This window comes from Buchnera aphidicola (Sarucallis kahawaluokalani) (genome assembly GCF_005080725.1).
GTDB lineage: Bacteria > Pseudomonadota > Gammaproteobacteria > Enterobacterales > Enterobacteriaceae > Buchnera_L > Buchnera_L aphidicola_AF.
In genome coordinates, this window is record NZ_CP032999.1 from 351,946 (window position 1) to 370,833 (window position 18,888).

Below are 18,888 nucleotides of genomic sequence, written 5' to 3' on the forward strand. Positions count from 1 at the left end.
GATATGAAAATAATAATTTTTGGACCTCCGGGGTCGGGGAAAGGTACACAATCTAAAATGTTAATGAAAAAATATAATATTCCAATCATTTCTACCGGAGAAATATTAAGAAAAGAAATGTCTCGAAACAATCAATTAGGTATTTTAATTAAAAATACTATACAAAAGGGTAAATTAATAGACGATAATATAATAACTAAATTAGTAATAAAAATAATCAAAACAAAATACATTAATAAATTTATTTTAGATGGATTTCCAAGAACAAAACAACAAATAGAATATATACAAAAAAAAAATATTTTTATAAAATATATTATTGAATTAGTTCTTTCAAAGAAAATCATTTATGAACGTATTTTAGGTAGAAGAATACATGTTAATTCAGGAAGAACATATCATATCAAATATCATCCTCCAAAAATATCTAATCAAGATGATATTACTAATGAAAAATTAACTACTAGAATAGATGATAATATAGAAGCAATTAATCAAAGATTAATTGAATATAAAAAAATACATCATATCATTTACAAATTTTTCCAGCATGACATTGAAAATAAAAATATAAAATATATACAAATCAATGCTGCACTGCCGATAAAAGAAATTTTTTCTAAAATAGAAGAGTTTCTTTATAGAAACTAATTACAATAATACTTGAAATCCATTTAAATAATATTTACAATACGCTCTATAGGATTCGAACCTATGACCTACGGCTTAGAAGGCCGTTGCTCTATCCAGCTGAGCTAAGAGCGCTATCAAATATATGAAAATAAAATTCACAATTGAACAAGTAATATTATACTATATAAAAAAATTAAAATCCACATTTTAAAAAAAAATAGGTAATAATATGCACTTACAACATAAGATTATTGATGGTGTATCACTAGCTAATAAAATTATTCAAACAATCAAAAAAAAAGTACAATATGAAATTAGATACAGGAAAAGACCACCAGGACTAGCAGTAATATGGATGGGGAATAACCCATCATCTAAATTATATATTCAAAAAAAAAGAATGGCTTGCCAACAAGTTGGTTTCTTTACAGAAGAGTGGAAATTAAAAGAATCAACTACAGAAATTGAAATAATTAATTTAATTAAAATTTTAAATCAAAATACAAAAATTGATGGCATATTAGTACAATTACCATTACCTGCAATAATTAATACTAATCATATTATTGAAACTATTGATCCTAGAAAAGATGTCGATGGATTCCATCCTTATAACATTGGATGTTTATGTCAAAAAAAACCTAAACTTAGACCTTGTACTCCAAGAGGAATTATTACTATGCTTAAAGAGTATAATATTAATATGTACGGTATGAATGCAACAGTAATAGGAGCGTCGAATATTGTTGGACGACCGATGAGTATGGAATTATTATTATCTGGTTGTACAACAACTATTGCACATAGATTCACCTTGAATTTACCAGAATATATTAATCGATCCAATTTAGTTATTGTTGCAGTAGGGAAGCCAAAGTTTTTAACTGATCAATACATTAAAATGGGTAGTATTATAATTGACGTGGGTATTAATAATATACCACATACAAAAAAAATTGTAGGAGATGTAGACTTTACAAAAGTATTAAAAAAAGTATCTTATATTACCCCGGTACCAGGAGGGGTTGGACCCATGACTGTAGCAACATTATTAAAAAATACACTAGAAGCGTATCAAGAAAAATACCAATATAAAGAATAACTTAAAAATAAAACATATAAGTATAAAATTTTATATAGTATGTTCACGACATTTTGTATTTTTTAAAAAAATACTTGGTACTTGATATAGTAATCCAATTATATTAGATAAGTATTTTAGCTGATATAATAACTGCATGGCAGTATCATCATCATTTTTCTTAAATGATATGTTAATTTTTTTTAATAAACTAAATAAAACCGCTATTGCAGCAGGGGTGTTAAAATCATCGTTCATTGCATTACAAAAATTTGTACAAAAAAACTGATATTTTAAAGAAAATTTTTTTTTCAGTACAATATGTAAAAGATCAAATTTTTCTAATGCAAGATATAACTTTCTTAATGAAATGATTGATTTGGATAGATTTTCAGTATTATATAAAATTGGTTTTCGATAATGAGTTAAAAGAAAAAAATATCGTATAACTTCTGCATCATATATATTTAATAATTTTTTTAAAAAAATAGTATTATTTAATGATTTAGACATCTTTTTATTATCAACTAATAACGAACCAACATGCATCCAATATTTACCATAATTTTTTATTTCATATAAACATGTAGATTGTGCTCGTTCGTTTTCATGATGTGGAAAAAGTAAATCTATCCCGCCTCCATGAATATCAACATCTTTGCCAAAATATTTATCATTAATAGCAGAACATTCTATATGCCAACCAGGACGACCAACTCCCCAAGGAGAATTCCAATTCGGAGTATCTAAAACGTTTAATTTTTTCCATAAAACAAAATCATGTTTAAAATCTTTCTGAGAAATATTGATACGATTATTATTTTTTAATGCATATAAATTTTGTCTAGACAATATACCATAATTTCTATATTTTTGGATAGAAAAAATAACATCACCATTTTTTGCAATATAAGCATATTCTTTTTTAATTAATTCTTTGATAATTACAATAATTTCTTGTATATGTTCTGTAACTTTAGGTTCAATATCAGGCTGTAATAAACCTAATTTTAAAAAATCATGCTGCATAGAAGTAATAATTCGATTTGTTAAACAAAAAACATTTTCATTATTTTTATGTGCGGATTTTATAATTTTATCATCAATATCAGTAATATTACGAATATATCTAACTGTATATCCACAATATTTTAAATATCTTATAATGGTATCAAAAATCGTAAAAGTACGAGCATGACCAATATGACAATGATCATATACTGTTACACCACATACATAAATATTTACCATATTAGAATTAATTGGCAAAAATTTTTCTTTTTCTTTTTTTAAAGTATTAAAAATTTTTAACATTAATAACTCTTACATCAAATATTGTAAATTATTTGGAATAAAATATAAAAATATAACTACAGGTTTATATCATATCATAATATAAAGTACTATCATTCACCACAGAACTATCATAAAATCAAAAAAAAAAAAAAAAATAAAAATACTTGTACTGTGGCGAATATAGCATATTAAATGTATATATCCTAAATTAATGGACTATAAACTAACAACATTAGCTGCTGATGGTCCTTTTGCTCCTTCAGTAATTTCAAATTCAACACTTTGACCTTCGGATAAAGTTTTGAATCCATTACTTTGTATCGCGGAAAAATGTACAAAAACATCTTTACTGCCATCTTCTGGAGTAATAAAACCAAATCCTTTGGATTCATTAAACCATTTCACATTACCTTTGATCTTCGACATCAAAATTACCTTATAACCAACAAAAAACACTGTAATAATAATTTCAAATGAATATTAACACAATATAATTATATAAAGGTTTATAAATTCACCACTAAAAATTTTTTTAAAAAATTACCACTTCGTTTACCATGATAAAAATCAATTATAATTTCAAACAATTATGAATATTATAAAAGATTTACATCTCATGAATTAATTATCTATGAAATTAGAAAATATAACAGTTTTAAAATGTATTATTATAAATATTTTACTAGAGGAATATTTTTAGGTTACTTGTGATAAGATAAAATACAATATATCGAAAAAACAAGGAGGGAGAGAGAGAAAAATATAAAAGCAGATTAACTTTTTTTTACATTAAGTACATTAATAAGATAAATTTTTAATTCTAATTATATACCCTGGCAATTTCCTACTCTTGCACGAGGAAGCCTCGTACTACCATCGGCGTTATAATATTTCACTTCTGAGTTCGGTATGGATTCAGGTGGTACCATTACACTATTTTTACCAGGGTATAAAATATAACATTAAACTTAAAAATACTTTATAAAAATATAAAATTAATAAAAAACAACTATAGTATTGAAAAATCAAGCCTCTTGGGTCATTAGTACTAGTTAGCTCAACATATCACTATGCTTACACACCTAGCCTATCAACGTTGTAGTCTTCAACGTCCCTTCAGTAGATTTTCATCTCAGGGAAGACTTATCTTGGGGAAAGTTTCGTGCTTAGATGCTTTCAGCGCTTATCTTTTCCGCATGTAGCTACCGGGCAATGCCATTGGTATGACAACCCGAACACCAGTGATGCGTCCACTTCGGTCCTCTCGTACTAGAAGTAGCCCCCCTCAATCTTCCTTCGCCCACGGCAGATAGGGACCGAACTGTCTCACGACGTTCTAAACCCAGCTCGCGTACCACTTTAAATGGCGAACAGCCATACCCTTGGGACCTGCTTCAGCCCCAGGATGTGATGAGCCGACATCGAGGTGCCAAACACCGCCGTCGATATGAACTCTTGGGCGGTATTAGCCTGTTATCCCCGGAGTACCTTTTATTTGTTGAGCGATAGCCCTTCCATACAGAACTACCGGATCACTAAGACCTGCTTTCGCATCTGCTCGCGTTATCACGCTCGCAGTTAAACTGGCTTATGCCTTTACACTAACCTCACGATTTCCGACCGTGATTAGCCAATCTTTGTGCTCCTCCGTTACTCTTTGGGAGGAGACCGCCCCAGTCAAACTACCCACCAGACACTGTCTCTATACCGGGTTACGGTATTAGGTTAGAATACTAACTTTTAAAGGGTGGTATTTCAAGGGTGATTCCATTAAACCTGGCGATTTAACTTCTTTATCTCCCACCTATCCTACACATTAAAAATCAATATCCAGTATCAAGCTATAGTAAAGGTTCACGGGGTCTTTCCGTCTTGCCGCGGGTATACTGCATCTTCACAGCAATTTCAATTTCACTGAGTCCCAGGTGGAGACAGTCTGGCCATCATTACGCCATTCGTGCAGGTCGGAACTTACCCGACAAGGAATTTCGCTACCTTAGGACCGTTATAGTTACGGCCGCCGTTTACCGGGGCTTCGATCAAAAGCTTCGAGTTTCCTCTAACTCTCTCAATTAACCTTCCGGCACCGGGCAGGCGTCACACCGTATACGTCCACTTTCGTGTTTGCACAGTGCTGTGTTTTTAATAAACAGTTGCAGCCAGCTGGTATCTTCGACTAATCTCGGCTCAAAGAGTAAATCTCATTACCTAACATTAGTGTGCCTTCTCCCGAAGTTACGGCACCATTTTGCCTAGTTCCTTCACCTGGGTTCTCTCAAGCGCCTTAGTATACTCTACTTAACCACCTGTGTCGGTTTTGGGTACGATTTAATATTTACCTTTAGCTTAGAGGATTTTCTTGGAAGTGTGGTATAAATTACTTCATTACCGTAGTAATTCGTCATCACGCCTCAACTTAAAAATAACCGGATTTTCCTAGTTATTATATCTACACGCTTAAACCAGGGATATCCGTTACCTGGATAATCTAACCTACTTCGTCCCCCCTTCGCAGTAAAATTAAGCACAGGAATATTAACCTGTTTCCCATCGATTACGCCTATCGGCCTCACCTTAGGGGTCGGCTTACCCTGCCCCGATTAACGTTGGACAGGAAACCTTGGTTTTTCGGCGAGCAGGTTTTTCACCTGCTTTATCGTTACTCATGTCAGCATTCGCACTTCTGATACCTCCAAAGGATTTTACAATCCTTCTTTACAGGCTTACAGAACGCTCCTCTACCCAATAAAAAAATATTTTTTATTGCCACAGCTTCGGTATATAGTTTTAGCCCCGTTAAATCTTCCGCGCAGGCTGACTTGACCAGTGAGCTATTACGCTTTCTTTAAATGATGGCTGCTTCTAAGCCAACATCCTGGTTGTCTATGACTTCCCACATCGTTTCCCACTTAACTATAATTTTGGGACCTTAGCTGGTGGTCTGGGTTGTTTCCCTTTCCACAACGAACGTTAGCACCCGCTGTGTGTCTCCCGTGATAACATTCTTTGGTATTCGGAGTTTGCATCGGATTGGTAAGCCGGTATGGCCCCCTAACCGAAACAGTGCTCTACCCCCAAAGATGAATTCACGAGGCGCTACCTAAATAGCTTTCGAGGAGAACCAGCTATCTCCCGGTTTGATTGGTCTTTCACCCCTAGCCATAGGTCATCCGCTGATTTTTCAACATCAGTCGGTTCGGTCCTCCAGTTGGTTTTACCCGACCTTCAACCTGCCCGTGGCTAGCTCACCGGGTTTCGGGTCTGTATCTTGCAACTTAACGCCCATTTAAGACTCGGTTTCCCTTCGGCTCCCTTAAAAACAGTTAACCTTGCTACAAAATACAAGTCGCTGACCCATTATACAAAAGGTACGCAGTCACCTGATAAATTAGGCTCCTACTGCTTGTACGTATATGGTTTCAGGATCTATTTCACTCCCCTAACCGGGGTTCTTTTCACCTTTCCCTTACGGTACTAGTTCACTATCGGTCAATCAGGAGTATTTAGCCTTGGAGGATGGTCCCCCCGTATTCAAACAAGATTTCTCGTGTCCCGTTTTACTTTTTGAGTTCACTAGTTTAATTTTTTTAATATACTGGGCTATCACCATGTATCGCTATTTTTTCCAAAATATTCTAATAAAAATTAAAAAGATTATAACTCTAGGCTGTTCCCTTTTCGCTCGCCACTACTAAGAGAATCTCAATTGATTTCTTTTCCTCAAGATACTTAGATGTTTCAGTTCTCTTGGTTCGCTTTGTTAACCTATGTATTTAGCTAACAATGGCATAAAAATGCCGGGTTTCCCCATTCGGACACTACCGGTTAATAACGCTTCTTATCAGCTTACCGATAATTTTCGCAGATTAGCACGTCCTTCATCGCTTCTGATTGCCAAGGCATCCACCATATACGCTTTTTTGCTTGATTTGACAATCTATAGTTGTTTTTTATTAATTTTATATTTTTAAAGAACATTTTTAAATTTTATTTTCTATCAAAAGATAAAAAATAAAATTTAGTACATATTAAATAAATAATAACATAAAAACTTTTTTTTGCATACATATTTTTTTATTTTTTTTATGTCCCCTAGGGGATTTGAACCCCTGTTGCCGCCGTGAAAGGGCGACGTCCTAACCTCTAGACGAAAGGGACAAAAATAAAAAGTAAATATGTATTTTAAATATACTAAAATATATTTTTGTAATTATGAAATATTATTTTTACAAAACATGCAAAAATAGTCAACATATTTTTACATATTCCAAAAAATTAATTAATTAAAAAATATTTTTTATTTTTATTTAATTTATAAATCACAGATGTGACATCTGGAAAAACACCATTCCATAAATAAAAAGAGTATGCTGCTTGACTAACTAACATACCAATACCATCAGAATAATACATACCACCATAATCTTGATACCATTTTAAAAAAACAGTCAATTGATCGTTATAATATAAATCATAAAAAACTGTACGTTCAGGATAAAAGATCATATTAGAAAGAAAAAAATTACGTTCTTGAGACATACCAGATGATGTAGCATTAATCACAATATGATAATTAAGGATTTTTATTTTATCGATATTAATCGCTTGAATTTTACCAAAATTTTTAAAATATAAAGCTAAATCATTTGCTGTGCTAAAAGTTCTATTTACAATATCAATTGAACAATTTAAAGATAATAAATTTGGTATAATACCCCGTGCTGCACCCCCTGCTCCGATCAATAAAATTTTTTGATTCATTTTAATAAAACGTAATCTTTGTAAATCATAAATACAACCGATACCATCTGTATTATCACCTAAGATAATTTTATTGTTTATTTTTTTCAATACATTAACAGATTTAGTAATTAATGCTCTTTTAGTAACAACATTTGCTAATTTATATGCTTCTTCTTTAAAAGGAACGGTAATATTTGCACCCTTTCCATCTTTACTAAAAAAGTCTAACAAAGTTTGTGCGAAAATATCCTTAGTAATACATTTCACATCATAATTACACTTGACATTCGTTTGTTTGGAAAAATATTGATAAATTATGGGTGATTTAGAATGATTGACAGGATTTCCAAATAATAAATAATTATTTTTTAATATCATCGCGAATATATTCTCCAGTTATAATATTAACAATTCTTGATGGATATAAAAAATTACCAATTTTACCATGTAGTATTGGAAATTTATATCCAAAATATTTTGATACATCACTTTTTTTGCGTGCAGCTGGCATACCAGAAATATTAGCACTGGTAGAAACAATAGGTTTTCCAAAAAAACAACATAAATCACTCAATAAACTATGTGAGGTAATTCGTACTGCAACTAAATTAGAACCACCGGTAATATATATTGAAAGTTCTGGTCGAGCAGGTACTAAAAAAGTAATAAATCCAGGCCATACAGATAATATTGTTTTTTTTTGTCTCACAGATAATTTAAATTCATCAATATATGGTAACAATTGCACATAAGAAGCAGCTACTAAAATGAAACCTTTTTTTTTATTTCTATGTTTTAAATTTATTAAATTTATTAATGCTATATCACTATCAGGATTACAACCTAATCCAAAAACTGCTTCTGCAGGATAAGCAATAATATTATTTTGATGTAAATTATTTATACAATTAATAAATGATACACTAAAATTTTTTTTTAACATAATATTATTTATTATTACATCCTAAAATATAAAAATATCAAATAAAAAACAATGTATTATTAATTTTATATTCAAAAATCTTATAGAACATAATATAATAAAATTAAACATATCTTGCAAAATAACATACATATATGGTAATCTTAAAAATATTAAAATATCCTGACAAAAGATTAAGATTAATAGCTAAACCAGTAAAAATAATCAATCAAAAAATAAAAAATATTATACATAATATGTTTGAAACAATGTATCATAACCATGGAATAGGGTTAGCTGCTACACAAGTTAATATTCATCTTAATATTATTGTTATTGATTTAATGCATCAAAAATATCCACCAATAACATTAATTAATCCAAAAAAAATTTACGCGAAAGGAAAAATTCTTACCGAAGAAGGCTGTTTATCTGTTCCAGAGACCAATCAAAAAGTTACACGATTTAAAAAAATAAAAATTCAAGCGATAAACTATCATGGGAAAAATATTGTCATAAAAGCACACTCGTTGTTATCTATATGCATACAACATGAAATGGATCATTTAAACGGTAAACTATTTATTGATTATACAAAATAATAATATTTAATATATTACAATTTATTTAAAAATATGAATAATAAACCATTAAAAATTATTTTCGCAGGCACATCTGATTTTTCAGCAGAACATCTTAAAAAAATACTATCTACACATCATAAAGTACTAGGTATATTAACACAACCAGATCGTCCAAACCACAGAAATAAAATAATTATAACATCTGCGGTAAAAAAAATTGCTATAAAAAACAATATTCCAGTTTTTCAACCTGATAACATTCAAGACCAAAAAAACTGTCATAATATATTAACATTAAAAGCAGATATTATGGTTGTGATTGCATACGGATTAATATTACCAAATTTCTTATTAAGAGCATTTCCTATGGGGTGCATTAATTTACATGCTTCTTTATTACCCCGTTGGAGAGGTGCTGCTCCTGTACAATGGGCAATATTACATGGTGATAAAAACACAGGAATCAGTATAATTCAAATGGAAGAAACATTAGATACTGGAAAAATATTATACCAAAAACCATGTAATATTGCACCAAAGGATACAACAAATAGCTTACTTAAAAAATTATGTCAGTTAGGAAAACAAGCAATATTATATATACTACAAAAAATACAATATAAAAATATCATTCCTAAAAAACAAAATATCAAACAAATTACATATGCAAAAAAACTATCAAAAAAAATGGGAAAGATCAATTTTAAAATTGATGCAATCACCATAGAACGTATGATTAGAGCATTAAATCCATGGCCAGGTACTTACATTAATGTTAATAACACTACAATAAAAATTCATCAAGCAGAGGTTATACCATCATTAAACAAACATATCACTGGTCAGATTATTGAAATTAATACACAAGGTATATATGTTCAAACTAAACATGATGTTTTAAATATTCAAAAAATTCAAATTCCTAGTAAAAAAATTATTACAATATCTCAGTTTATACAACAAAATCACCATAAAATATTACAAGTGAATCAAATACTTTAAACTATAAAATAATATATAACGGCAATACAATGCCGTCATTTTAAAAATTTTCAAAAAATTATTTTTTATGTACTATACGATCAACAAATTTTATATATGCAACATCTGCTTTATCTCCATTCCTGAAGCCACATTTAAAAATTTGAGTATATCCTCCTGGACGATTTAAAAAATATGGACCAATTTCAGTAAATAACTTTAATACACCATTTTTATCTCGAATTCTTGAAAAAACCAGTCTTCTATGCGCAATAGAATCAACTTTAGCAATAGTAATTAATGGTTCAATAATAGTACGTAATTCCTTTGCTTTAGACAAAGTAGTTTTTATAATTTCATGTTTTAATAATGAACACGTCATATTCATAAACATGGATTTATAATGACTGGAAGTACGATTTAAATAGCGACCACTTTTTCTATGCCTCATTACTACTCCTTAATTTTATTATCAAAATATATTAACTCTCACTAATGTTATATATTTTTTGGTGGCCAATTTTTAATACGCATACCAAGCGACAAACCTTTTGCTGACAACACATCTTTAATTTCCGTTAAAGATTTTTTACCGAGATTTGGTGCTTTTAATAATTCCGATTCAGATTTTTGTACTAAATCACCAATATAATTAATCATTTCTGTTTTTAAACAATTTGCAGATCGAACTGTTAATTCTAAATCATCAACTGATTTTAATAATATAGGATCAAATTCTGGTTTTTTTTCTTTTACTTCTACAACAGGTTTTGTTGTTGAAAAATTTAAATCAACAAAAGCTGATATTTGTTCAGATAAAATAGTTGCAGCTCTACGTACTGCTTCTTCTGGATCAACAGTACCATTTGTTTCTAATTCTATAATCAACTTATCCAAATCAGTACGTTGTTTTAAACGTGCAGGTTCTACGAAATATGCAATACGCTCAATAGGACTGTAAGATGTATCTAATGATATAAACCCAATATTCTTATTTACATCATTTGAAGACATTCTGGCAAATGCAGGAACATACCCAATACCTTTATCTACTTTCATAATTATTTCAATAGATGCTGCCGGATCAGTTAAATGACAAATTACATGTTCAGGGTTCATAATAATAGCGCTACCATTGTGAACAATATCGGATGCTTTGACAGCACAAATTCCAGATTTACGAATTGTTAAAATTGCTTTATCTGTATTATTAAGCTTAATAGCCAGTTCTTTAAGATGTAATAGTATATTAAGTACATCTTCTTGAACGCCTGATTTAGCACTATATTCATGTAAAATGCCTTTAATTTGCACTTCAGAAACAGCATACCCTGGTATTGAAGAGAGTAAAATCCTACGTAACGCATTGCCAATAGTATGACCAAAACCTCTTTCTAAAGGTTCAATAACAACTTTAAAATGTGTTTTATGTAATTGCTCAATATCCACTATATTTGGTCGCAGTAAACCCGTCGACAAACTTTGCATTTAACTCTCCCCAATCATTTTATTTTTTTTTTTTTTAAATTTATTTTGAATAAAGCTCAATAATTAGGTGTTCATTAATATCTGATATTAACTCAGAACGATCAGGAACTTGTGTAAATGTACCTTCCAAAGTATCTTTATTAAAGTTTAACCAAATTGGTTTTTCTCGTTTTTCTGAGAATTCTATTGCAGACTGAATTCTTTTTTGATCCTTAGATTTTTTACAAACTTTAATAATATCATTTGGATATAATTGATAAGAGGCAATATTAACAACTTTATTATTTACCATAATTGTTTTATGATTAATTAATTGCCTAGATTCAGCACGAGTAGTTCCCAAACCTAATCGATATACCACATTATCTAATCTGCTTTCTAATAGTATTAATAAATTATCTCCAGTATTACCCTTCATTTTAGTAGCACGTTTATAATAATTATGAAATTGACGTTCTAGTATACCATATAAACGACGTACTTTTTGTTTTTCTCGCAATTGTAATCCATATTCAGACAATCTAGATCGTCTTGAACCCTGTTGTCCAGGCAATTGATTAATTTTACATTTAGAATCAATAGTACGACAACCTGATTTTAAAAATAGATCAGTATTTTCTCGACGACTTAATTTTAATTTTGGTCTCAAATATTTTGCCATATTAATCTCTCAAAGTATCAAATTATACACGTCTTTTTTTAGGAGGACGACAACCATTATGAGGAATCGGTGTAATGTCAATAATATTTGTAATTTTAAAACCGGCAATATTTAAGGCACGAATAGTTGATTCTCGACCAGGACCAGGACCTTTTACCATCACTTCTAGATTCTTAATACCATAGTCTTTAATTAACTCAACACATCGTTCAACAGCAACTTGCGCAGCAAAGGGTGTAGATTTACGAGATCCTCTAAAACCTGAACCTCCAGATGTTGCCCAACCCAAAGTGTTACCTTGACGATCAGTAATCGTTACGATTGTATTATTAAAAGATGCATGAATATGTGCAATACCATCTAAAAATCTTTTTTTTACTTTCTTTTTTGTACGATGGATAGATTTTATCATTGTAAATACTCTGTAATTATTTTTTAATTGGTTTACGCGGACCCTTTCTAGTACGAGCATTAGTTTTTGTTCTTTGACCCCTGACAGGTAATCCTCTACGATGACGAAAACCTCGATAACATCCAAGATCCATAAGTCGTTTAATATGTAAAGTTTTTGCCCTACGTAAATCTCCTTCAATAATAAATTTAGAGATCGTGCTTCGTAACAAATCTAACTGTTTTGTACTCAATGATTGAATTTTTTGATGTTCAAGTATACCACAATTTACACAAATATTTTGAGCACGTGATTTACCTATACCATATATTGAACACAACGCAATCAATGTATGCTTATTGTTAGGAATATTAATTCCTGCAATACGAACCATGATATTCCTCAATATGTATATTCATAAAAATAACATCTTTATTATAAATAAAATACTATAAAAATAAATTTTAAAAAATTATCCTTGACGTTGTTTATGTTTTGGATAAATGGTACATATTACACGTAAAACATTTTTTCGTTTTAATATTTTACAGTGACGACATAATTTTTTTACCGAAGCTCTTACTTTCATATTATCACCATATGTTAAAAAAAATAAATATAAAAAAATATATTTATAAAATATTTTTACCTAAAGTTGTTTTTTTTAAAAAAGTATTATATTTATTAGAAATCATAAATGTTTGAAATTGTGATATTAAATCAATGATTACAACAGAAATAATTAATAATGACGTACCATTAAAGAAAACAAAAGGAATGTTAATTGTTTTTTTAAGTAATTCTGGTATTAATACAATACAAATAATATACAATGAATTTATAAAAATCAATCGTATCATAATTTTACTAATATATTGTGATGTTTGTATTCCAGGACGGATTCCGGGAATAAAAACACCAGATTTTTTTAAATTTTCGGCAATATCTCTAGGATTACATATTAAATTAGAATATAGAAAACAAAAATAAAAAATTAGCATAGTATAGATTATTATATATAATAATTGACCTGGTTTCATATAATATTCAATTATCGATACAGTATAATAAAAACAATGTATTTTTAACCATGAACATATAGTAGATAAAATAATCATCGTACTCGAAGTAAAAATTATTGGTATGACACCAGAAGTATTAATTTTTAAAGGTAAATGTGTATGCTGCATCACATAAATTTTATGTAAATTACGTTGTTTAGAATGATATAAAATAATTTTTCTATAACTACTCTCAATATAAGAAATAAAAAATAACATTAAAAAAATAACACAAAAAATTAATAAAATAGGAAATATGGAAAATTTATGAGAAAAAATATGATATATAATACCTATTATAATAGAAGGTAATTTAGAAATTATTCCAATAAATATAATTATTGAAGTACCATTACCAATACCACACTCGGTAATTAATTCACTTAACCACATTAATAATACTGTTCCAGTAGTTAAACTTAATATTGTAGTTAAATAAAACAACCAATCTAAGTGTAATATAGCTTTTTCCAAAGTTATTATATGGGTTAAAGTTAACGATACACCCAAAGATTGCACTATTGCTACTAATAAAGCAATATATCTTGTATATCTTGTAATTTTTTTTGCTCCTATTTCCCCTTCTTTTTTAATATTTGCAAAAAAATTTATCGTTAACGTTAATATTTGCATGATAATTGAAGCAGAAATATATGGCATAATACCTAATGAAAAAACTGAGGCGTGACTTAATGCACCACCAGAAAACATATTAAATAAATCAACTACTGTACCATTTTGTTGTTTTAAAAAATGAGATAATACTGTACAATTAATACCAGGAATAGGTATAAAAAAACCAATACGAAAAATTATTATCGCAAAAATCACAAAAATAATTCTCTTTTTTAATTCCAATACAGTATTACTCACATTGTTTAATTTTTTTTTTATATAATTAATCATGTTCTAATAATATACCTTTCACTAAACCACCTACATTCCGAATAGCTAAGTATGCTCCCTTACTAACTTGAATACCTTGTACAATAATTTTTTTTGTTAAAACACCTGTATTAATGATTTTAACATATTTAATATTTTTATTAATAATATTAAATTTTTTTAATGTTTGTAAATTAATATTTTTCTCTTTCAATTTATTTAAATCTGATAATCGTACTTCTGATTTAAAACGTTTTTTACGAGACAAAAAACCAAATTTTGGAATACGTCTATATAAAGGCATTTGCCCTCCTTCAAAACCTCTTCTAATACTTGCACCTGTTCTTGATGTTTGTCCTTTATGACCTCTTCCACATGTTTTCCCATGACCGCTGCCAATACCTCGGCCAACACGTCTATGTTTTTTTTTTGCACCTTTCATAAATTTTAAAGTATTTAAATACAATTTATTTATCCTCTATAATTTTTAACATATAAGATATTTTAGAAATCATACCACGAATACTAGGCGTATCTTCTCTAATAACAGTATGACCAATACGTCGTAAGCCTAATCCTATTAGTATTGCTTTATGTTGAGGTAAACGACCAATCCGACTTTTAATTTGTGTAATAAAAATTTTTTTAATCATACAAAAATTTATCCTAAAATTTCAAAAACAGTTTTATTTCTTTTTGCAGCAATCATCTCTGGTGATTGCATATTTTTTAAACCATGTATAGTTGCTCGAACAACGTTAATAGGATTAGTTGAACCATATGTTTTTGCTAACACGTTATGTATACCTGCAACTTCTAATACTGCACGCATTGCTCCCCCAGCAATAATTCCAGTACCTTGCGATGCAGGTTTCATAAATACCGTCGAACTGGTATGAACACCTTTTACTGCATGTTGCAAAGTACCATTTTGAATTTTCACATCAATCATATTACGACGTGCTTGCTCCATAGCTTTTTGTATAGCTGCAGGTACTTCACGAGCTTTTCCATATCCAAAACCAACCTTTCCTTTAGAATTTCCAACAACAGTCAAAGCAGCAAATGAAAAAACTCTACCTCCTTTAACAGTTTTAGATACACGATTCACAGTAATTAATTTTTCTTGTAATACATTATTGTTTTTTTTATCATGGTATATCATATTATTATATCCTTAAAATTTTAACCCTGATTTTCTTGCGGATTCTGCTAAAGATTTTATTCGACCATGATATTTAAAACCGGAACGATCAAAAATAACAGAATCAACACCTTTTTTTAATGCTCGTTGTGCTATCATTAAACCAATGAAACTTGCAGATAATTTATTACCAGTATAAGACGATAACTTAGATTGAATATTTTTTTCCAATGTTGATGCTGTTGTTAATACCGTTGCAGTTTTTGTATTAATAATTTGTGCATATATATGACGTGAAGTACGATGCACTACTAATCGCATAGCATTTAAATTTTTAAATTTACATCGAATTTTTAAACTACGACGTATTCTGAAAAATTTTTTATTGTTATCAATATACATTATTTTTTCTTAGCCTCCTTGATACGTATAAATTCACCTAAATAACGAACACCTTTGCCTTTATATATTTCAGGTTTACGTTTTGCGCGTATATTTGCGGCTACTTGCCCCAATAGTGGTTTATTCATACTTTTTAAAACTATTTCTACTGTAGAAATACTTTCTGCTATTACATCTTTAGGTAAAACATATTGAATTGTATGCGAATATCCTAAAGACATATTAATAATATTATTCTTTTCAATATTAATTTTATAACCTACACCAACTACCTTTAATGTTTTTGAAAAACCAACTTTCACACCAATAATCATAGAATTTACCAATGATCGTTCAGTACCTGAATACATCCATCCAGCACATGTATTAAATTTAGGTTTAAAAAATATCTTATTATCAATATATTCAACAATAACAGATTCATGTACTTTACGTGTAATACAGTTTTTTTTATGATTAATAATAATAGTATGACCTTTAAATGTAATATCTATATCATCTGGTACACAAATTGGTTTTTTTGCAATACGTGACATATCCACTCCTTATTAAGAAACTATACAAATAACTTCTCCACCTATTCCAATTTTAATAGCTTGTTTATTACTAATAACACCTTTTGAAGTAGATAAAATCGCAATTCCTAAACCATCCATCACAACAGGTAAATTTTTTTTTTTTTTATAAACACGTACACTGGGTTTACTAATACGTTTTATTACATCAATTACAGACTTTCCGTTAAAATATTTTAAAAAAATATTTAACATTGACTTATTTTTTTTTTTTTTTACTATATAATCAACAATATAACCCTCTTTTTTTAAAACATTTGCAATAGCAATTTTAATATTCGAAGAAAATATACAAACTTCAACTTTATTAGCTGCTTGACTATTACGAATACTAGTTAACATATCTGCTATTGGATCTTGCATACTCATATTATCTACTCCTGTGATTTTTTCAATAATAATATATTAATTTTTACCAACTAGATTTTCTTAAACCGGGAATTTCACCGCGCATTGCTGCCTCGCGAACTTTTATTCTACTTAATCCAAATTTTCTTAAAAAACCATGAGGTCGACCGGTTTTAAAACACCTATTACGTTGTCTAGATAAACTAGAGTCACGTGGAAAAGTTTGCAATTTTAATACTGCATCCCACCGAGTTTTTTTTGGTAACAATATATTAGAAATAATATTTTTTAAATTTTTTCGTTTAACAAAAAATTTTTTTCCTAATTTAATACGTTTTAATTCACGTGCTTTCATCGATTCTTTAGCCATATTAATCCTAACTGGTTATAATTGAAAAGGAAAATTTAAAGAAGATAACAAGAATAAACTTTCAATATCAGAATTTGCAGTTGTAGTAATTGCAATATCCAATCCTCGTACTTGATCAATGGTATCATAATTAATTTCAGGAAATATAATTTGTTCAGATATTCCCATATTATAATTCCCTCGACCATCAAAAGATTTTTTTGAAAAACCTCTAAAATCACGAATTCTTGGTATTACAATTGTAATCAATCGATGCAAAAAATCCCATTTACGCGTACCTCGTAAAGTCACTTTACAACCAATAGGATAGTTTTGTCTAATTTTAAAACCAGCAATAGATTTTTTAGATTTTGTAATAAATGGTTTCTGACCTGAAATTACAGTTAAATCTTGTATTGCTTTTTCCAAAAATTTTTTATTATGAACTGCTTTTCCAATACCCATATTTAACGTAATTTTTTCTATATTTGGTACTTGCATCACAGAAACATATTTAAATTTTTCCATTAATTTTTTTACTACTTTTGATTTATATAAATCATATAACGACATCATATGTTGTACCTACTTATATGAAATAATTTTATTATTAGATTTGAAAAATCTCATTTTTTTTCCATTAATAAATTTAAACCCAATACGATCTGAACGATTAGTTTCAGGATTTAAAATAGCTATATTAGAAATATGTATCCAAGCTTCTTTTTTTAGAATACCTGCAGTAATATTTTTTTCAGGAATAGCTTTTTGATGTTTTTTAACAATATTAATACCTTTTACAATCACTTTAGATTTATCAGGAGAAATAGATTTAACTGTACCAGTTTTCCCTTTATTGCTACCAGATATAATTATTACTGAATCTAAACACCTAATTTTCATAGTCATATTTATTTTCCTTTAATAATTATAATACTTCAGGTGCTAAAGAAATAATTTTCATAAATTTTTCTGTACGTAACTCACGTGTAATTGGTCCAAATATACGAGTTCCAACTGGTTGATGTAAATTATTTAAAATAACACATGCGTTCTTATCAAAACGAATTAACGATCCATCAGAACGATGTACACCTTTTTTAGTACGTACAACAACTGCTTGAAATACTTCTCCTTTTTTAACTTTTCCTCTCGGAACTGCATCTTTTATAGCAACTTTAATAATATCACCAATTTTTGCATACCTTTTTTTAGAACCGCCTAACACTTTAATACACATAGCAGATTTTGCACCAGAGTTATCAGCAACATATAATACTGTTTGCTCTTGTATCATAAATATATATTTTCCTCAAAAATTATTATATTATATATAAAAGAATA

Annotated in this window: 25 protein-coding genes, 2 tRNA genes and 2 rRNA genes; 4 read left to right on the forward strand and 25 right to left on the reverse strand. The window is 29.1% G+C overall.

What is annotated here, in order from left to right; translation table 11 throughout:
- Positions 1-3 precede the first annotated feature (3 nt).
- Positions 4-651, forward strand: a complete 648-nt coding sequence (locus D9V78_RS01610) for an adenylate kinase family protein (RefSeq protein ID WP_158350773.1) — start codon at positions 4-6, stop codon at positions 649-651.
- A gap of 40 nt (positions 652-691) precedes the next feature.
- Here the strand turns inward: D9V78_RS01610 and D9V78_RS01615 are convergent.
- Positions 692-765: transfer RNA gene (locus tag D9V78_RS01615), tRNA-Arg, on the reverse strand.
- Between the two features lie 97 nt (positions 766-862).
- On the opposite strand from D9V78_RS01615, the gene folD reads away from it, so the two are divergent.
- Positions 863-1,735, forward strand: coding sequence for a bifunctional methylenetetrahydrofolate dehydrogenase/methenyltetrahydrofolate cyclohydrolase FolD (gene folD, locus D9V78_RS01620; protein ID WP_158350775.1), 873 nt, complete (start codon positions 863-865; stop codon positions 1,733-1,735).
- Between the two features lie 30 nt (positions 1,736-1,765).
- Here the strand turns inward: folD and cysS are convergent, their stop codons facing one another.
- The 7 genes from cysS to D9V78_RS01655 all read right to left on the reverse strand — a co-directional run bounded on the left by cysS (position 1,766) and on the right by D9V78_RS01655 (position 8,696).
- Positions 1,766-3,028 carry a cysteine--tRNA ligase gene (gene cysS / locus D9V78_RS01625; RefSeq protein ID WP_158350777.1) on the reverse strand — a complete coding sequence of 421 codons (1,263 nt, stop codon included), beginning with the start codon at positions 3,026-3,028 and terminating at the stop codon, positions 1,766-1,768.
- Positions 3,029-3,226: 198 nt separating this feature from the next.
- Positions 3,227-3,436: a transcription antiterminator/RNA stability regulator CspE gene (gene cspE, locus D9V78_RS01630; protein WP_158349571.1), complete on the reverse strand. Its 210-nt coding sequence runs from the start codon at positions 3,434-3,436 to the stop codon at positions 3,227-3,229.
- A gap of 405 nt (positions 3,437-3,841) precedes the next feature.
- A 5S ribosomal RNA gene (rrf, locus tag D9V78_RS01635) occupies positions 3,842-3,957 on the reverse strand.
- 74 nt (positions 3,958-4,031) lie between these two features.
- Positions 4,032-6,940, reverse strand: a 23S ribosomal RNA gene (locus D9V78_RS01640).
- Positions 6,941-7,096: 156 nt separating this feature from the next.
- A tRNA-Glu gene (locus tag D9V78_RS01645) sits at positions 7,097-7,168 on the reverse strand.
- A 117-nt stretch (positions 7,169-7,285) separates the two neighbouring features.
- Positions 7,286-8,131, reverse strand: coding sequence for a shikimate dehydrogenase (gene aroE / locus D9V78_RS01650; protein ID WP_158350779.1), 846 nt, complete (start codon positions 8,129-8,131; stop codon positions 7,286-7,288).
- Positions 8,115-8,696: a Sua5/YciO/YrdC/YwlC family protein gene (locus tag D9V78_RS01655; protein ID WP_158350781.1), complete on the reverse strand. Its 582-nt coding sequence runs from the start codon at positions 8,694-8,696 to the stop codon at positions 8,115-8,117. Before D9V78_RS01655 ends, aroE begins: the two co-directional genes overlap by 17 nt.
- Before the next feature lie 134 nt (positions 8,697-8,830).
- Here D9V78_RS01655 and def point away from each other — a divergent pair, with 134 nt between their 5' ends.
- Complete coding sequence (def, locus tag D9V78_RS01660; protein ID WP_158350783.1) at positions 8,831-9,277, forward strand: peptide deformylase; 447 nt, start codon at positions 8,831-8,833, stop codon at positions 9,275-9,277.
- Between the two features lie 33 nt (positions 9,278-9,310).
- On the forward strand, positions 9,311-10,261 hold the full coding sequence (gene fmt, locus D9V78_RS01665) for a methionyl-tRNA formyltransferase (protein ID WP_158350785.1): 951 nt from the start codon (positions 9,311-9,313) through the stop codon (positions 10,259-10,261).
- A 58-nt stretch (positions 10,262-10,319) separates the two neighbouring features.
- Here the strand turns inward: fmt and rplQ are convergent, their stop codons facing one another.
- The 17 genes from rplQ to rplN all read right to left on the reverse strand — a co-directional run bounded on the left by rplQ (position 10,320) and on the right by rplN (position 18,841).
- Entirely contained in the window at positions 10,320-10,691 is a 372-nt protein-coding gene (gene rplQ / locus D9V78_RS01670; protein WP_158350787.1) for a 50S ribosomal protein L17, read from the reverse strand.
- Between the two features lie 47 nt (positions 10,692-10,738).
- Positions 10,739-11,728 (reverse strand): DNA-directed RNA polymerase subunit alpha, encoded by a 990-nt coding sequence (locus D9V78_RS01675; RefSeq protein ID WP_158350789.1) that lies wholly within the window; start codon positions 11,726-11,728, stop codon positions 10,739-10,741.
- A 40-nt stretch (positions 11,729-11,768) separates the two neighbouring features.
- A complete protein-coding gene (gene rpsD, locus D9V78_RS01680; protein ID WP_158350791.1) occupies positions 11,769-12,389 on the reverse strand; it encodes a 30S ribosomal protein S4 in 621 nt (206 codons plus the stop codon).
- 22 nt (positions 12,390-12,411) lie between these two features.
- Positions 12,412-12,801: a 30S ribosomal protein S11 gene (rpsK, locus tag D9V78_RS01685; protein WP_158350794.1), complete on the reverse strand. Its 390-nt coding sequence runs from the start codon at positions 12,799-12,801 to the stop codon at positions 12,412-12,414.
- A 16-nt stretch (positions 12,802-12,817) separates the two neighbouring features.
- The gene (rpsM, locus tag D9V78_RS01690; RefSeq protein ID WP_158350796.1) at positions 12,818-13,174 is read right to left on the reverse strand and encodes a 30S ribosomal protein S13; all 357 of its coding nucleotides are present in this window, start codon (positions 13,172-13,174) and stop codon (positions 12,818-12,820) included.
- 78 nt (positions 13,175-13,252) lie between these two features.
- Positions 13,253-13,369 carry a 50S ribosomal protein L36 gene (rpmJ, locus tag D9V78_RS01695; protein WP_158350798.1) on the reverse strand — a complete coding sequence of 39 codons (117 nt, stop codon included), beginning with the start codon at positions 13,367-13,369 and terminating at the stop codon, positions 13,253-13,255.
- A gap of 43 nt (positions 13,370-13,412) precedes the next feature.
- Entirely contained in the window at positions 13,413-14,747 is a 1,335-nt protein-coding gene (gene secY, locus D9V78_RS01700; RefSeq protein WP_158350800.1) for a preprotein translocase subunit SecY, read from the reverse strand.
- Positions 14,740-15,192 carry a 50S ribosomal protein L15 gene (gene rplO / locus D9V78_RS01705; RefSeq protein WP_158350802.1) on the reverse strand — a complete coding sequence of 151 codons (453 nt, stop codon included), beginning with the start codon at positions 15,190-15,192 and terminating at the stop codon, positions 14,740-14,742. Before rplO ends, secY begins: the two co-directional genes overlap by 8 nt.
- Before the next feature lies 1 nt (position 15,193).
- Positions 15,194-15,379 (reverse strand): 50S ribosomal protein L30, encoded by a 186-nt coding sequence (rpmD, locus tag D9V78_RS01710; RefSeq protein ID WP_261978890.1) that lies wholly within the window; start codon positions 15,377-15,379, stop codon positions 15,194-15,196.
- 8 nt (positions 15,380-15,387) lie between these two features.
- Complete coding sequence (gene rpsE / locus D9V78_RS01715) at positions 15,388-15,891, reverse strand: 30S ribosomal protein S5 (RefSeq protein WP_158350804.1); 504 nt, start codon at positions 15,889-15,891, stop codon at positions 15,388-15,390.
- A gap of 12 nt (positions 15,892-15,903) precedes the next feature.
- Positions 15,904-16,272: a 50S ribosomal protein L18 gene (rplR, locus tag D9V78_RS01720; RefSeq protein WP_158350806.1), complete on the reverse strand. Its 369-nt coding sequence runs from the start codon at positions 16,270-16,272 to the stop codon at positions 15,904-15,906.
- Positions 16,272-16,808 (reverse strand): 50S ribosomal protein L6, encoded by a 537-nt coding sequence (gene rplF / locus D9V78_RS01725; RefSeq protein ID WP_158350808.1) that lies wholly within the window; start codon positions 16,806-16,808, stop codon positions 16,272-16,274. The genes rplR and rplF overlap by 1 nt, the downstream gene beginning before the upstream one ends.
- 12 nt (positions 16,809-16,820) lie before the next feature.
- Complete coding sequence (gene rpsH, locus D9V78_RS01730) at positions 16,821-17,216, reverse strand: 30S ribosomal protein S8 (RefSeq protein ID WP_158350810.1); 396 nt, start codon at positions 17,214-17,216, stop codon at positions 16,821-16,823.
- 43 nt (positions 17,217-17,259) lie between these two features.
- Positions 17,260-17,565 carry a 30S ribosomal protein S14 gene (rpsN, locus tag D9V78_RS01735; RefSeq protein WP_158350812.1) on the reverse strand — a complete coding sequence of 102 codons (306 nt, stop codon included), beginning with the start codon at positions 17,563-17,565 and terminating at the stop codon, positions 17,260-17,262.
- Between the two features lie 15 nt (positions 17,566-17,580).
- A complete protein-coding gene (gene rplE / locus D9V78_RS01740; RefSeq protein WP_158350815.1) occupies positions 17,581-18,120 on the reverse strand; it encodes a 50S ribosomal protein L5 in 540 nt (179 codons plus the stop codon).
- 9 nt (positions 18,121-18,129) lie between these two features.
- The gene (gene rplX / locus D9V78_RS01745; protein ID WP_158350817.1) at positions 18,130-18,453 is read right to left on the reverse strand and encodes a 50S ribosomal protein L24; all 324 of its coding nucleotides are present in this window, start codon (positions 18,451-18,453) and stop codon (positions 18,130-18,132) included.
- Between the two features lie 19 nt (positions 18,454-18,472).
- Entirely contained in the window at positions 18,473-18,841 is a 369-nt protein-coding gene (gene rplN, locus D9V78_RS01750; RefSeq protein ID WP_158350819.1) for a 50S ribosomal protein L14, read from the reverse strand.
- Between the last annotated feature and the right edge of the window lie 47 nt (positions 18,842-18,888).

Coding starts and splice junctions, on each gene's coding strand:
- D9V78_RS01610 (WP_158350773.1), top strand. CDS start 4: ATGAAAATAATAATTTTTGGACCTCCGGGGTCGGGGAAAGGTACACAA.
- folD (WP_158350775.1), top strand. CDS start 863: ATGCACTTACAACATAAGATTATTGATGGTGTATCACTAGCTAATAAA.
- cysS (WP_158350777.1), bottom strand. CDS start 3,028: ATGTTAAAAATTTTTAATACTTTAAAAAAAGAAAAAGAAAAATTTTTG.
- cspE (WP_158349571.1), bottom strand. CDS start 3,436: ATGTCGAAGATCAAAGGTAATGTGAAATGGTTTAATGAATCCAAAGGA.
- aroE (WP_158350779.1), bottom strand. CDS start 8,131: ATGATATTAAAAAATAATTATTTATTATTTGGAAATCCTGTCAATCAT.
- D9V78_RS01655 (WP_158350781.1), bottom strand. CDS start 8,696: ATGTTAAAAAAAAATTTTAGTGTATCATTTATTAATTGTATAAATAAT.
- def (WP_158350783.1), top strand. CDS start 8,831: ATGGTAATCTTAAAAATATTAAAATATCCTGACAAAAGATTAAGATTA.
- fmt (WP_158350785.1), top strand. CDS start 9,311: ATGAATAATAAACCATTAAAAATTATTTTCGCAGGCACATCTGATTTT.
- rplQ (WP_158350787.1), bottom strand. CDS start 10,691: ATGAGGCATAGAAAAAGTGGTCGCTATTTAAATCGTACTTCCAGTCAT.
- D9V78_RS01675 (WP_158350789.1), bottom strand. CDS start 11,728: ATGCAAAGTTTGTCGACGGGTTTACTGCGACCAAATATAGTGGATATT.
- rpsD (WP_158350791.1), bottom strand. CDS start 12,389: ATGGCAAAATATTTGAGACCAAAATTAAAATTAAGTCGTCGAGAAAAT.
- rpsK (WP_158350794.1), bottom strand. CDS start 12,801: ATGATAAAATCTATCCATCGTACAAAAAAGAAAGTAAAAAAAAGATTT.
- rpsM (WP_158350796.1), bottom strand. CDS start 13,174: ATGGTTCGTATTGCAGGAATTAATATTCCTAACAATAAGCATACATTG.
- rpmJ (WP_158350798.1), bottom strand. CDS start 13,369: ATGAAAGTAAGAGCTTCGGTAAAAAAATTATGTCGTCACTGTAAAATA.
- secY (WP_158350800.1), bottom strand. CDS start 14,747: ATGATTAATTATATAAAAAAAAAATTAAACAATGTGAGTAATACTGTA.
- rpmD (WP_261978890.1), bottom strand. CDS start 15,379: ATGATTAAAAAAATTTTTATTACACAAATTAAAAGTCGGATTGGTCGT.
- rpsE (WP_158350804.1), bottom strand. CDS start 15,891: ATGATATACCATGATAAAAAAAACAATAATGTATTACAAGAAAAATTA.
- rplR (WP_158350806.1), bottom strand. CDS start 16,272: ATGTATATTGATAACAATAAAAAATTTTTCAGAATACGTCGTAGTTTA.
- rplF (WP_158350808.1), bottom strand. CDS start 16,808: ATGTCACGTATTGCAAAAAAACCAATTTGTGTACCAGATGATATAGAT.
- rpsH (WP_158350810.1), bottom strand. CDS start 17,216: ATGAGTATGCAAGATCCAATAGCAGATATGTTAACTAGTATTCGTAAT.
- rpsN (WP_158350812.1), bottom strand. CDS start 17,565: ATGGCTAAAGAATCGATGAAAGCACGTGAATTAAAACGTATTAAATTA.
- rplE (WP_158350815.1), bottom strand. CDS start 18,120: ATGATGTCGTTATATGATTTATATAAATCAAAAGTAGTAAAAAAATTA.
- rplX (WP_158350817.1), bottom strand. CDS start 18,453: ATGACTATGAAAATTAGGTGTTTAGATTCAGTAATAATTATATCTGGT.
- rplN (WP_158350819.1), bottom strand. CDS start 18,841: ATGATACAAGAGCAAACAGTATTATATGTTGCTGATAACTCTGGTGCA.